Source organism: Arthrobacter sp. Soil762, from assembly GCF_001428335.1.
GTDB lineage: Bacteria > Actinomycetota > Actinomycetes > Actinomycetales > Micrococcaceae > Arthrobacter.
Genome location: NZ_LMSG01000018.1, coordinates 204543 through 217103 on the forward strand (window position 1 = coordinate 204543; position 12561 = coordinate 217103).

At 65.1% G+C, this 12561-nt stretch carries 15 protein-coding genes; 11 read left to right on the forward strand and 4 right to left on the reverse strand.

Annotated elements, in window-relative coordinates; translation table 11 throughout:
• Positions 1-28 precede the first annotated feature (28 nt).
• The 4 genes from ASG77_RS13570 (at position 29) to ASG77_RS21410 (ending at position 2684) form a co-directional block, all read left to right on the forward strand.
• A complete protein-coding gene (locus ASG77_RS13570; RefSeq protein WP_056346335.1) occupies positions 29-703 on the forward strand; it encodes an acetylxylan esterase in 675 nt (224 codons plus the stop codon).
• Between the two features lie 263 nt (positions 704-966).
• Positions 967-2073 (forward strand): 3-deoxy-7-phosphoheptulonate synthase, encoded by a 1107-nt coding sequence (locus tag ASG77_RS13575; protein ID WP_056346337.1) that lies wholly within the window; start codon positions 967-969, stop codon positions 2071-2073.
• 143 nt (positions 2074-2216) lie between these two features.
• Complete coding sequence (locus tag ASG77_RS13580; protein ID WP_056346339.1) at positions 2217-2429, forward strand: helix-turn-helix domain-containing protein; 213 nt, start codon at positions 2217-2219, stop codon at positions 2427-2429.
• Between the two features lie 156 nt (positions 2430-2585).
• Entirely contained in the window at positions 2586-2684 is a 99-nt protein-coding gene (locus ASG77_RS21410) for a 30S ribosomal protein bS22 (protein WP_003792170.1), read from the forward strand.
• Positions 2685-2772: 88 nt separating this feature from the next.
• Here the strand turns inward: ASG77_RS21410 and ASG77_RS13585 are convergent, their stop codons facing one another.
• Positions 2773-3591, reverse strand: a complete 819-nt coding sequence (locus ASG77_RS13585; protein WP_056346534.1) for an HAD family hydrolase — start codon at positions 3589-3591, stop codon at positions 2773-2775.
• Between the two features lie 150 nt (positions 3592-3741).
• Here ASG77_RS13585 and ASG77_RS13590 point away from each other — a divergent pair, with 150 nt between their 5' ends.
• On the forward strand, positions 3742-3996 hold the full coding sequence (locus tag ASG77_RS13590; RefSeq protein WP_056346340.1) for a glutaredoxin family protein: 255 nt from the start codon (positions 3742-3744) through the stop codon (positions 3994-3996).
• A gap of 90 nt (positions 3997-4086) precedes the next feature.
• Positions 4087-4812 carry a redox-sensing transcriptional repressor Rex gene (locus ASG77_RS13595; RefSeq protein WP_056346342.1) on the forward strand — a complete coding sequence of 242 codons (726 nt, stop codon included), beginning with the start codon at positions 4087-4089 and terminating at the stop codon, positions 4810-4812.
• A gap of 55 nt (positions 4813-4867) precedes the next feature.
• Here the strand turns inward: ASG77_RS13595 and ASG77_RS13600 are convergent, their stop codons facing one another.
• From ASG77_RS13600 to ASG77_RS13610, 3 genes are all read right to left on the reverse strand, one after another.
• Positions 4868-5686, reverse strand: coding sequence for a hypothetical protein (locus tag ASG77_RS13600; protein WP_056346344.1), 819 nt, complete (start codon positions 5684-5686; stop codon positions 4868-4870).
• A 180-nt stretch (positions 5687-5866) separates the two neighbouring features.
• Positions 5867-6586: a hypothetical protein gene (locus ASG77_RS22600; protein ID WP_156380321.1), complete on the reverse strand. Its 720-nt coding sequence runs from the start codon at positions 6584-6586 to the stop codon at positions 5867-5869.
• Positions 6587-6696: 110 nt separating this feature from the next.
• Complete coding sequence (locus ASG77_RS13610; protein WP_056346346.1) at positions 6697-7245, reverse strand: YceI family protein; 549 nt, start codon at positions 7243-7245, stop codon at positions 6697-6699.
• Positions 7246-7447: 202 nt separating this feature from the next.
• Here ASG77_RS13610 and ASG77_RS13615 point away from each other — a divergent pair, with 202 nt between their 5' ends.
• Genes ASG77_RS13615 through ccsB form a run of 5 tightly spaced genes read left to right on the forward strand, consistent with a single transcriptional unit; the run spans position 7448 to position 12444 of the window.
• Entirely contained in the window at positions 7448-8128 is a 681-nt protein-coding gene (locus ASG77_RS13615; protein ID WP_056346348.1) for a histidine phosphatase family protein, read from the forward strand.
• Position 8129: 1 nt separating this feature from the next.
• A complete protein-coding gene (locus ASG77_RS13620) occupies positions 8130-8765 on the forward strand; it encodes a TlpA family protein disulfide reductase (RefSeq protein WP_056346349.1) in 636 nt (211 codons plus the stop codon).
• Between the two features lie 15 nt (positions 8766-8780).
• Entirely contained in the window at positions 8781-9536 is a 756-nt protein-coding gene (locus tag ASG77_RS13625) for a cytochrome c biogenesis CcdA family protein (RefSeq protein WP_056346351.1), read from the forward strand.
• Positions 9536-11293, forward strand: a complete 1758-nt coding sequence (resB, locus tag ASG77_RS13630; RefSeq protein WP_056346353.1) for a cytochrome c biogenesis protein ResB — start codon at positions 9536-9538, stop codon at positions 11291-11293. The genes ASG77_RS13625 and resB overlap by 1 nt, the downstream gene beginning before the upstream one ends.
• The gene (gene ccsB / locus ASG77_RS13635) at positions 11293-12444 is read left to right on the forward strand and encodes a c-type cytochrome biogenesis protein CcsB (RefSeq protein WP_056346355.1); all 1152 of its coding nucleotides are present in this window, start codon (positions 11293-11295) and stop codon (positions 12442-12444) included. Before resB ends, ccsB begins: the two co-directional genes overlap by 1 nt.
• The last annotated feature ends 117 nt before the right edge of the window (positions 12445-12561 follow it).

Here is a 12561-nt window from a genome sequence, read left to right on the forward strand (position 1 = left end):
AGCAACTATCCAGCGCGAACCACCCAGCATGCCCCTCTTCGACCTTCCCCTTGACCAGCTCCGCGGCTACACCTCGAGGGTCACGCCTCCCGCCGATCTCCAGGCCTTCTGGGACGCCACCATCGACGAGGCCAGGACGTTCCCCCTCAACGCAACCTTCGAGGCAGTTGAGAACCACCTGTTGGTCATCGACACCTTTGACGTCACGTTCGCCGGCTACGGCGGCGCGCCGATCAAGGGCTGGCTGCACCTCCCGGCGAACCGCAGCGCCGGAACCCGGCTGCCCGTCGTCGTGCAGTACATCGGATACTCGGGCGGCCGCGGGCTGGTCAACCAGGACACCAAGTGGGCGCAGGCAGGCTATGCGCATTTCATCATGGACACCAAGCCAGGGCGGCGGCATTGTGCGGAAATCGCAGCCTCCCTGGGCAGGCACCGTGACCGGTATGAGCCGATGCTCGCGGTGCTGAACTATTTCGACGGCGTCAATCTGGCCAGGGCGGCCACCGCACCGGCCCTGTACTCGGTGGCGCAGATGGACGATGTCTGCCCGCCGTCCACCGTGTTCGCCAGCTTCAATGCCTACGGAGGCGGCTCCGCGGCACCAAAGGAGATCGAGGTCTACCGGTTCAACAACCACGAGGGCGGCCAGGAGCACCACTGGATCAGGCAGCTGCAGTACCTCCGCGAGCTTCTGGGCTGATCGTATTGGCGGTGGCTGACTTGTGCCCGGATGTCCACATGTGTCGGCCGTGATTTTGCGGCGATCGCAGCCCGCGGTTATGGTTTGCCTATGACAAACCGTTGGTATGCGTATTTTTCGTTGGCTCTGGAGGAGCCCGCGTCTAACTGACACGCATCCATCTTCCTTCAGAGCCAACAGGGCAGAGACCATTCTCTGCCCTTCGCCATTTCTCCGGCGGGTTCTGATCTGGGCCCGCTTCCTATCTGGAACAGGACCCGAACATGAGCACCGCGACAGCCACTCCCGCAAAATCCACGTCCAATCTGCGCGTCAGCGAATTCACTGCGCTGCCCTCGCCCCAGGAGCTCATCGCCGAGCTGCCTCTGGACGCCCGGGTGACGGACGTCGTCGAGCGTGGCCGCGACGAAGTCCGGGCCATCATGGACGGCGTGGACGACAGGCTGCTGGTCATCGTTGGCCCGTGCTCCATCCACGATCCCAAGGCTGGACTGGAATACGCCCGCCGCCTGGTCAGCCAGGCCGAGAAGCACCGTGACGACCTCCTGATCGTGATGCGCACGTACTTCGAAAAGCCCCGCACGACGGTGGGCTGGAAGGGCCTGATCAACGATCCGCGCCTGGACGGCAGCCACGACATGGTCACCGGGCTCCGGACCGCCAGGGAATTCCTGCAGCAGGTCACCGCTCTGGGTCTGCCCACGGCCACCGAATTCCTGGAACCCATCAGCCCGCAGTACATGGCGGACCTGATCTCGTGGGGAGCCATCGGGGCGCGCACCACCGAGAGCCAGATCCACCGCCAGCTTGCCTCCGGTCTCTCCATGCCCATCGGCTTCAAGAACGGGACCGACGGCGACCTCCAGGTCGCGCTCGACGCGTGCGGCGCCGCCGCTGCCGCCCAGGCATTCCTGGGGATCGACGGCGACGGCCGGGCCGCGCTGGTGGCCACCGCCGGGAACCCGGACACCCACGTCATCCTCCGCGGTGGACGGAAGGGGCCCAACTACTCAGCGGCCGACGTCGAAAGTGCCTCCGCCAAACTCGCCGGCAAGGGGCTCAACCCCCGGCTGATCGTGGACGCCAGCCACGCCAACAGCGGCAAGAGCCACCACCGGCAGGCGGAAGTGGCGCTGGAAATCGGCGCACAGCTGGAGGATGGCGGCGAGGCGGCACAAGCCATCGCAGGCGTCATGCTGGAGAGTTTCCTGGTGGGTGGTGCACAGAACCTGGATGTCGCCGAGCATGCGGCTGGCCGGGCGGAACTGGTCTACGGGCAGAGTGTCACGGACGCGTGCATGGATTGGGACGTCTCCATTTCGGTCCTCGGTCAGCTGGCGGCGTCCGCCAGGAAGCGCCGGACCGCTTAATGATTGCCCGGATGACTTTCACTACAGCCCCATGAACCTCTAGAGTATCTAACACATGGTTGGTGGATGGCTCAGCATCGGCACACCGCATTATGAATCAAAGCTGGGGTACTGTCGTCATCCATCAGCAAAGGAATAGGGAAATGTCCGCAGAACAGAACTTCTCGAACGCGAAGTTCCTGACCGTGGCCGAAGTGGCCGAGGTCATGCGCGTCTCCAAAATGACCGTCTATCGGCTGGTCCACTCAGGCGAAATGCCCGCGGTGCGTTTCGGCCGGTCGTACCGCGTGCCGGAGCGCGCCGTCGAGCAGTACCTCAAGGGTGCTGTGGTGGACGGGCACTCCGAAACCGCCTGAGCATTACCTGCGGTCAGTGGGCATCGCCAAGAAGCGGTACCCTGTTAAGGAACGTTTTACGTCATTGTAAGAATCTGTCAGTTGTTTCAGTCTGTAGCTCTGTCCACGGACCATTTCCATCAGACAGGTACTGCATCTAGTTTGTGAGGAACTTTCGTGGGTTCAGTTATTAAGAAGCGTCGCAAGCGTATGGCCAAGAAGAAGCACCGCAAATTGCTTCGTAAGACCCGTCACCAGCGCCGCAATAAGAAGTAGAGATACTTCGACAAGCGTGAAATGCCCGTTGCCTTCCCGGCAGCGGGCATTTTTTTGCGTCCGAGCGGTAGCAGCCGGGCAGTCGCTGCTATGCCCGGGGGCCGCGGATGCGGGCGAAGCCTTTCCAAAGTCCGTAAATTACGCCGCCGGCCGTTGCTGCCTTGAGCCCCAGGGTGGCGGCGCGGCGGCCGGAACGGAAGTCGTAGACCGGCCAGTTGTTGTCCCGCGCGTGGCGGCGGAGCCTGGCGTCGGGGTTGATGGCTACCGGGTGCCCCACCAGGGTCAGCAGCGGGATGTCATTGTATGAGTCGCTGTAGGCCCAGCACCGCTTGAGGTCCAGGTCTTCGGCGTGGGCCAGGGCCTGCACTGCCACTGCCTTGGCGGAACCGTGCAGGATGTCGCCCACCAGCCGGCCGGTGTACATGCCGTCGGCAACCTCGCCCACGGTGCCCAAGGCCCCGGTCAGGCCGAGCCTGGTGGAAATGACCGCGGCAACCTCGATGGGGGTTGCGGTAACCAGCCAGACCCGCCGGCCCACGCGCAGGTGCTGCTGCGCCAGTGCCCTGGCGCCGGGCCAGATCCTGGACGCGATCATTTCGTCGTAGACCTCTTCGCCCAGTGCCTTGACGTCTTCCACGGTTATGCCCTCGGCGAGAGTGAGGGCGGAGTCGCGGACAGCGTGGACATCGTCCATGTTCTCGCCGCGCGCCACAAATTTGAACTGCTTCCACGCGAACCCCGCAGCCTGCGTCAGGGTGAAGGCGCCGCGTTGGTGCATCTTGCGGGCAACATGGAAGAGGCTGGCGCCCTTCATGAGGGTGTTATCGACGTCGAAGAAGGCGGCTTCGCCGGTCTGCATCAACGCATCCGGCTGGGTCACCACAGCGACGTACTTCTCCTCGGGCATGTCCACGAGTCTAGTCAATACTCGGTGACCAAGATTTCAGTGCCGGCGTGAGTGCCAGTGCACGCCCGGATACCCGCGTCGCCGTACGCCCCGCCGTCGGCCGCTGTCCTCTGCCCTGTTCTCTGCCCTGAAGGGGGATACGGTTAATGCATGGCAAAACCCGAGGTAGTCCTCATCACCAAAGCAGACTGTCACCTGTGCGCAGGGGCGCGCGACGCCGTCGGACGCGTTACTGCCTCGCTGGGACTCGGGTGGACAGAACAGCAGGTGGACGAGCTGCCGGAACTGAGTGAGCGGTACGCGGAGGAAATCCCCGTAGTCCTGGTGGATGGAATCCAACGCGATTTCTGGAAGATCGACGAAGCCCGGCTGGAGCGCGTCCTCAAACGCGCCATGGCCCAGTAGGAAAGCGGCCTCGCAGAATGACACCGGCTTTGTTGGCATCAGTGGCGGGGCTCTAGAGTGGAGTCACGACGCGATGGGATGGAGGGGATAGTGACTTCACTGGATTCATCTCCGCAGGCTGTCCAAGGTTCAGAAACTGGCCACAGTACACAGCCCGTCCACGGCGCCGAGTCCACCAAGCAGATACCGCCCGCAGCAGTGGCCCGGCTGACCATCTACCTGCGCGCCCTTAACACGCTGCTGTCCGACGGCGTCGAACGGGTATCTTCGGAATCGCTGGCGGAAGCGTCAGGAGTGAGCTCGTCAACCCTTCGCAAGGACCTTTCCTATGTGGGTTCCTACGGCACGCGCGGAGTGGGCTACGAAGTGCAGTACCTGAGCCGCCACATCTCCGCGGCGATGGGGCTGACCCACGACTGGAAGGTCGCCATTGTTGGCGCTGGTAACCTCGGCAAAGCCCTGGCCCGTTACGGCGGCTTCGAGTCCCGCGGGTTTGACGTCGTGGCAATTTTCGACGCCGACCAGATGGTGGTGGGAAATGAGGTGGGCTGGCTGCGCGTCAGCGACGCTGCGGACATGGAGGCCGTGTTGCAGCGGACGGGCGCCAACATGGTGGTCCTGGCGCTTCCAGCCCACGTGGCGCAGGCCGTGTGCGACCGCGTGGTGGCGGCCGGCGTCCACAGCATCCTGAGCTTCGCCCCCGTTATGCTGCAGGTCCCCGAGGGCGTCAACCTCCGTAAGGTGGATATGGCCACCGAACTGCAGATCCTCGCCTATCACGCACAACGGGCGCAGACCCCGGACCAGACCGCCTAGTTCGTCGGCGGCTGATGGGGCCCACGCCCGTTAGGGTGTGGATGGCTCGTTGGTACTACTGCCCGTAGGGGTTGCCAGGCGTGGTGCCCGGGGCGCCGTACGGGTTAGCGAACGGCTGCTGCTTGCGGAAGTAGGGTGCCGCGGCCGGCAGGTAGAGCAGCACGATCGCTGCGATCCCGGCCAGCGTCCCCACGGTTCCAAAGCTCGGTGGTCCGAAGAGGCCAAAAATGGACAGTGCCGCAAAAACCGTACCGAGGATGCGGGCCCAGTTCTTGCCCTTACGGACGAAGAACGCCACCAGCGCGTACAGCCCAGCGCCGATGATGGCGAAGACCACGAGCGACCCGGCGAGGACACCCTTGAAATCGTCGAAGGCAAACTCCGTGCCGGTAGCGCCACCGCTGCGCATGGCGTCTTCGAAGGCGCGGCGCATGGCCGGGTCATCGAGCATGCCAATGCCCATCAGCAGGCTGATGACATACACAACACCCGCGCCAATCAGCAGCCAGAACGAGATGTTGACCAGCTGGGGAACCCCGTTGGATCCCGTGGCCTGCGGCTGTTCGGACGGGTACTGCGCGTAGGGGGACTGCCCGTACGGCTGCTGGCCATAGGGCGGAGGCGTGGGCTGGCCGAACTGCGGCGGGTTGTTCTGGCCATACTGCGGGGCGTTTTGCCCGTACTGGGGTGCGTTCTGCCCGTACTGGGGTGCCGGGGGAGTCTGCTGGCCATACTGCGGGGCGTTTTGCCCGTACTGTGGCGCCGGCGGTGTGGGCTGCCCGAGCTGCGGGCTGTTCTCGCCGTATCGGGGCGCTGGCGGCTGGTTGCCGGGCTCGGGCTCGTTCGGAACGGGAGGCGGGACAGGCGTGCTCATGAGCGGTCCTTTGCAGGTCGGATGTCAGTTCGGCTGCTGGGTGCAGTCCAACTGGCCTGCCCCCAGTACGGCTTACTTCCCACCGTACCCCCGGCGGGTGCCGCGGGGGATCATTCCGGAGAGGTATTCCCGCGGAACTCAGCGGGGGTCGCGCAAGACTGTGTTTCTTCTGGATCCGGTCTACGCGCGGCCCTTGGCGGCGTTGAACCAGGCCTGCGAGTTCGGAAGCCACATGAGCACCGTTGCCGCGGCGCTGATGAGGAAGCCCAGCCAGTTGTTGCCGATGCCTTGGCCCATCCCGCCGCCGCCCACGCTGCCGCCAAGCACGGCGAGCACCAGCGAAACGCCGGCCACGATGGTGAGCGCAAGTCTTGCCCATTCCTTGCCCTCCTTCATCTTCAGGACCAGGACAATCTGGGCCGCCGCCAGGGCCAGTGCCACCAGGACGAGCAGGAGGACCACAACGGCCAGCCCGGGTGCCACGACGAACAACGCCAGCGAGCCCAGCACCCCGAAGAGGCCGCCAAGGACTCCCAGCATGCCGCCGATGAGCCAGATCCAGTACGAGACCTTGAGCTCGGTGGGCAGCCCGGTCACGCTGAACATGCCGGAGAATCCGGCCTTGGGCATCACGTCGTTGAAGTTGCGGGGACCGTCTGTGGGCATCTCAAAATGGAAGCCGCCCGGCTGGCCCGGCTGGTTGTATGGCTGGCCGGGCTGCGGGTAGGCCTGTCCCGGCGCGGGATAAGCCTGGCCCGGCTGCGGGTAGGCCGGTGGCGGCTGGTAGCCGGCCGGAGGAACGTTGCCGGCCGGCGGCTGAGTGACGGGCGGCTGGGCACCGGGCTGCTCAGCGCCGGGCTGCTGGGGCTGCTGGGGCTGTGGTACTTCACTGTTGCTCATGGGTCTCACTGTAGACCGCGTATCCGCCGGTATCTAGGGGATAAAACAAAGCACCCCGGCCGCCAGATTCCGGGGAAACATGGCGGCCGGGGTACTTCAGGACGAAAGAACTATGCTGCGGGTGCGATGAACGCGAGCTCCAGGTTGATGGCAACCTTGTCGCTGACCAGCACGCCGCCGGCTTCCAGCACGGCGTTCCAGGTCAGGCCGAAGTCCTTGCGGCTGATGGTGGTTTCAGCGGAGACACCGGCGCGGGTCATGCCGAACGGGTCCACGGCCACGCCGTTGAACTCGGTTTCGAGGGCAACCGGGCGGGTGACGCCCTTGATGGTGAGGTCCCCGGTCAGCTCGTAGCTGTTGCCCTTGGCCACGAGGCCGTTGGAGACGAAGGAGATTTCCGGGAAGGTCTCGACGTCGAAGAAGTCTTCGCCGCGGACGTGGCCGTCGCGGTTGACATCGCCGGAGTCGAAGCTGGCGGTCTGGATCGTGGCGATGATCTTGGAATCGGCCACGTTGTCGGCGAGGTCCAGGGTTGCCACGGCATCCTTGAACTGGCCGCGGACCTTGCTGATGCCTGCGTGCCGGACGGTGAAGGCGATCTCGCTGTGCGAGTTGTCGAGGGTCCAGGTGCCGGTGGTGACGTCTGCGGGAAGAGTCATGGTGTTTCTCCTTGGGTTTGTCGGGTGGTACTTCCGGATAGCTTGACGCTTCATCTGTTGAATCCTCAACTATCCGCTGCATCCAGTATAAACATGCGTTTGCATGTTTTGTTCCCGGTTCCGGAACATTTTTCCAAAAATTTGAGTTCTACGGAATGTAGAAGATTTCGGATCGCACGCCATCTTTGAGAAACTGGTACACATGCCCCAATCCACTGTCCATCTGCTCCGCCACGGCGAGGTCCACAATCCTGACCGCGTTCTGTACGGCAGGCTGCCCGAATTCCACCTCTCCGAGCTGGGCCGGGAAATGGCGCAGATGCTTGCCGACCACTTCGCCGAACGTGCCGCGCGCGGGGCCAGGATCGTCTACCTCGCGGCGTCGCCGCTGGTCAGGGCGCAGGAGACGGCGGCCCCCACGGCTGAGGCGCTTGGCCTGGAGCTCCACACGGACAGCCGCATCATTGAAGCGGAAAACTACTTCCAGGGCATGAAGGTCACCAAGGCCGAGCTCCGGAAGCCCAAGCACTGGCCCCACCTGGTCAACCCGTTCCGGCCGTCCTGGGGCGAACCGTACAAGGCGCAGGCCGCGCGGGTCATGTCAGCTGTTGAGGACGCCCGGCTCCGGGCCATCGAACTGGCCGCCGGCGACTACGGAACCGACGGCGCGGAAGCCATCATGGTCAGCCACCAGCTCCCCATCTGGGCCACCCGCCTCAGCGCCGAAGGCAGGCCGCTGTGGCATGACCCGCGCAAACGCGAGTGCACGCTGACGTCCATCACCTCCCTGGTGTTCGACGACGACGGCTCGCTCCTGCGCGTTGAGTACAGTGAGCCCGCTGCCGTACTTCTTCCCGGTGCCGCCAGCACCCCCGGAGCCTGACATGACTGACCCTCGCGCAACATCCCCCGCAATTTCAGGCACAGCGTCCCGCCGTGCCGTTCTCGCGGCCGGGGGCGCCGCCCTGACCGCCCTGACCCTGGGCCTGTCCGCCTGTGCGCAGGAAGACGCCCTCGCCAAGCAGGCCAAAGCCGGCGACAACAAGAACTACGTGGCCGGGGACGGCTCGGTGACCGAGTTCACCGCGGCGGACCGCAAGGCCGCCGTCGCCATTAACGGCACGCTGTTCAGCGGCACCCAGATAGCCCCCGCGGACTTCCAGGGCAAGGTGACCGTCCTGAACTTCTGGTTCGCCGCCTGCGCACCCTGCCGCGTTGAAGCACCCATCCTGGAAGAGCTGCACCAGGACTTCAAGGACCAGGGCGTGCAGTTCTTCGGCGTCAACCTCCGCGATGAAAAAGGCACGGCAGAGGCCTTCGACAAGACCTTCAACCTGACCTACCCCAGCTTCGACGACAAGAACGGCGGCGTGCTCCTGGCCGTCTCCGGCCTGGTCCCGCCGGGAGCAGTCCCCACAACGCTGGTCCTGGACAAGCAGGGCCGTGTGGCCTCGCGCGTGCTGGGCGAAATCCAGAAGGGCACCCTCAAAGCCCTCATCACCGCCGCCGTGGCAGAGTAGCGGCGGCCCCGGACCGTGAACAGCCCCTTCGCCGAAACCATCCTGAACGGCTCGCTCCTGCTTGCCATCCCGGTGGCGCTGCTCGCCGGCCTGGTGTCCTTCCTGTCGCCGTGCGTGCTGCCCCTGGTGCCCGGCTACCTGGGCTACGTCACCGGCCTGAGCGGCGTGGACCTGGAGAAGCAGAAGCGCGGCCGGATGCTGGCGGGCATCGGGCTTTTTGTGCTGGGGTTCTCGGTGATTTTCGTGCTTCTGGGCGGCGCGTTCGGCCAGCTCGGCACCCTGATCACCGGCTCGCAGAATGCCTGGATCACCCAGCTGCTGGGGCTCCTGGTCATCCTTTTGGGCGTGGTGTTTATGGGCGGTTTCGGCTGGCTGCAGCGTGATGCGAAGATCCACGCCAAGCCGCCGGCCGGCCTGTGGGGTGCGCCGTTGCTGGGCCTCACGTTCGGCCTGGGCTGGGCCCCGTGCATCGGGCCCACCTACTCCGCCGTCCAGCTCCTGAGCCTGTCCGGCGGTTCCTCCGCAGCCAAAGGTGCCCTCCTGGCGTTTGTCTACAGCCTGGGCCTGGGCATCCCGTTCCTGCTGATCGCCCTGGCGGTCCGGCGCGGCATGGGCGTGATGTCCTTCTTCCGCACGCACCGCCTGGCCATCCAGCGGATCGGCGGCGGGATCCTGGTGGTGCTGGGCCTGCTGATGGCCAGCGGCGTCTGGGGCGCCTGGGTCACCGAGTTGCAGTACTGGTTCCAAACCGATGTGAAGTTGCCGATCTGATGAGCGAGCGCGTGAAAGCAAACAAAAAGTCCCCGGCCCCCGTTGCCGCCGCCAGAACTGAGGCGGCGCTTCCAGTCCTGGGGCCGGTGGAGATGCTGCGCTGGGCCTGGACCCAGCTGACCAGCATGCGCACTGCGCTGTTCCTGCTGCTGCTCCTGGCGGTCGCCGCGGTGCCCGGCTCGCTGTTCCCGCAGCGCCCGGCCAACCCGTCCATCGTGACGCAGTACATCAAGGACAACCCGGACTACGGGAAGCTGCTGGACACCCTGCAGCTCTACGACGTCTACTCGTCGGCCTGGTTCTCGGCCATCTACATCCTGCTGTTCATCTCACTGATCGGCTGCGTGGTCCCGCGTGCCATCGCCCACTACAGGGCCATGCGCTCCCAGCCGCCGCGGACCCCCAAACGTCTCTCCCGCCTCCCCGAGTACGGCACCCTGGTGGTTCCCGCCGACGCCGGCCTCCCGGCGTCGGACGCCATCCGCAGCGCCGCCGGGGTGCTGAAGAAGCGCGGCTACCGCGTTGAAGTGAGGGACGACGACGGCGCGCGGCCCTCTTTGGGCGCCGAGCGCGGCTTCGCCAAGGAAGTGGGGAACCTGGTATTCCACACGTCGCTGATCGGCGTGCTGGTGTCCGTGGCCGTGGGCGGCCTGTTCGGCTACAGCGGCCAGCGCATCCTGGTGGAGGGCGACACCTTCGTGAACACCCTGGTGGGCTATGACCAGTTCACCCCCGGCACCAACTTCCAGTCCAGCCAGCTGCAGCCGTACTCCATCCAGCTGGACAAATTCGACGTCCTGTTTGACCGCGAATCACCAGGCAAAATCGGCCAGCCCATCGACTTCAACGCCGAAGTCACCACCCGGGACACCCCGGACTCGCCCGCCAAGCAGGAAGTCCTGAAGGTCAACGATCCCGTGACCCTGGGCGGCACCAGCATCTACCTCACCGGCAACGGCTACGCGCCCGTGGTGACTGTCCGTGACGGCGCCGGCAACGTGGCCATGCAGGGTCCCGTGGTGGCCAAGCTCCAGGGTGACAACTACTACTCGTCCCTGGTGATCAAGGTCCCTGACGCACGGCCCGAACAGCTGGGCTTCGTGGGGTTCTTCCTGCCCACGGCGTTTATCACCGAGGAGGGCGTGTCCTTCAGCGGCGATCCGGACCTCTTCAACCCGCAGCTGACCCTGAACTCGTACTTCGGGGACCTTGGTTTGGACGCTGGCTCGCCGCAGAATGTCTTTGAACTGGACGTCAGGGACCTCACGCCGCTGAACGCCCGAAACCTGGACGCCGGCGGCATTACCCTGGCTCCGGGCAGCACCTACACCCTGCCGGACGGCAAGGGCAGCATCAGCTTTGACAGCGTGAAGCGCTACGTGGGCGTGGACATCCACCACAACCCGGGCCAGCTGTACGCCCTCATTTTCGCGCTGCTGGCCGTGGGCGGCCTGATCGTCTCGCTCTACGTGAACCGGCGCCGCGTCTGGGTGCGGACCGGGACCCACGAGGACGGCCGGACCATGGTGGAGTATGGCCTGCTTGCCCGCGGTGAGGACCACCGGCTCGCCGCGGAAGCGGTTGCCGTCAGGAAGCTGCTGTCCGAAGAGTGGCAGCTTGCGGATTCTGATTCCGGCGAATCTGCTGACGATTCCGATTCCAGCGTCACCCAGCAAACTCCCAGCCGCCAGGGCGATAATGGCGCAGACTCTGTCACCACCCCAGCGGGCCCCACCGGGCCGAAAAAGGACCAGTAATGCCGTTCGCCATCAACGAAACCATGGGCCAGTACAGCGAGCTGTTTATGCTGCTCGCCGCCGGCACGTACACCGTGGCCTTCATCGCCTTCGCCTGGGACCTCGCGAAGAGCAGCAGGGCGCTGCGCGCCATTGACCTGAAGGCGGCCGAGGCTGCCGGGACCAAGGTGCCCGCGATGGCCGGCGCCGGTGCGTCTGCTGGTTCTGCTGCTGGTTCAGCCGCGGCAGCCGACGGGGGAGCAGCGGACAGTGTGGCAGCGGACAGGGTGGACTCGCATCTGGCCGGACCGGTGGGACGGGCCGAGCGGCCGTCGTCGTCCGTTGCCAAGCGCGGAGGCGACGCTTCCGGGGCCGGACAGACGGCCGACGCCGATATGCGCTACGCCGCGGAACGGCGCGTTCCGGCGCGCGTCGCCGTTGCCCTCACCGTCCTCGGCGTGCTGATCCATGCCGCCGGCGTCATCACGCGCGCCTTGGGTGCCGGCCGGGTGCCGTGGGGCAACATGTACGAGTTCCTGACCACCGGCGCTTTTGTGGCCGTGGCCGTGTTCCTGCTGGTGCTGATCCGCCGTGACCTGCGGTTCCTCGGCACCTTTGTGGTGGGCCTGGCCATCATCATGCTGGTGGCCGCCTCGGTTGCTTACTGGACCCCCGTGGGCCACCTGGTCCCTGCGCTGCAGAGCTACTGGCTGATCATCCACGTCTCCATCGCGGTGCTCTCCTCCGCGCTGTTCACCCTCACGTTCGCCATGTCCGCCCTGCAACTGGTGCAGTCCCACCGGCAAAAGACGGTGGCAGCCGGCGGTGCCGACAAGCTTGGTTTTATGCGGCTGGTTCCCTCGGCACTGAGCCTGGAAAACCTGTCCTACCGGATCAACGCCATCGCCTTCATCGGCTGGACCTTCACCCTCATGTTCGGTGCCATCTGGGCTGAAAAAGCCTGGGGCCGGTTCTGGGGCTGGGACACCAAGGAAGTCTGGACCTTCGTGATCTGGGTGGTCTACGCAGGCTACCTGCACGCCCGCGCCACGCGTGGCTGGACCGGCACCCGCGCCGCGTGGCTGTCGATCGTTGGCTACCTCTGCGTGGTCTTCAACTTCACCATCGTCAACCAATTCTTTAACGGTCTGCACTCCTATTCGGGCCTCTGAACTGGGGTTTCTCCCGCTGTCGTTGGCAACGGTGGATTGATACGCCAATCGATGTATGAATAAGGGTGTTGCCCCGCAGACGGTGATGCTACCTTGGTGGGAGTTGTCAGTGATGAA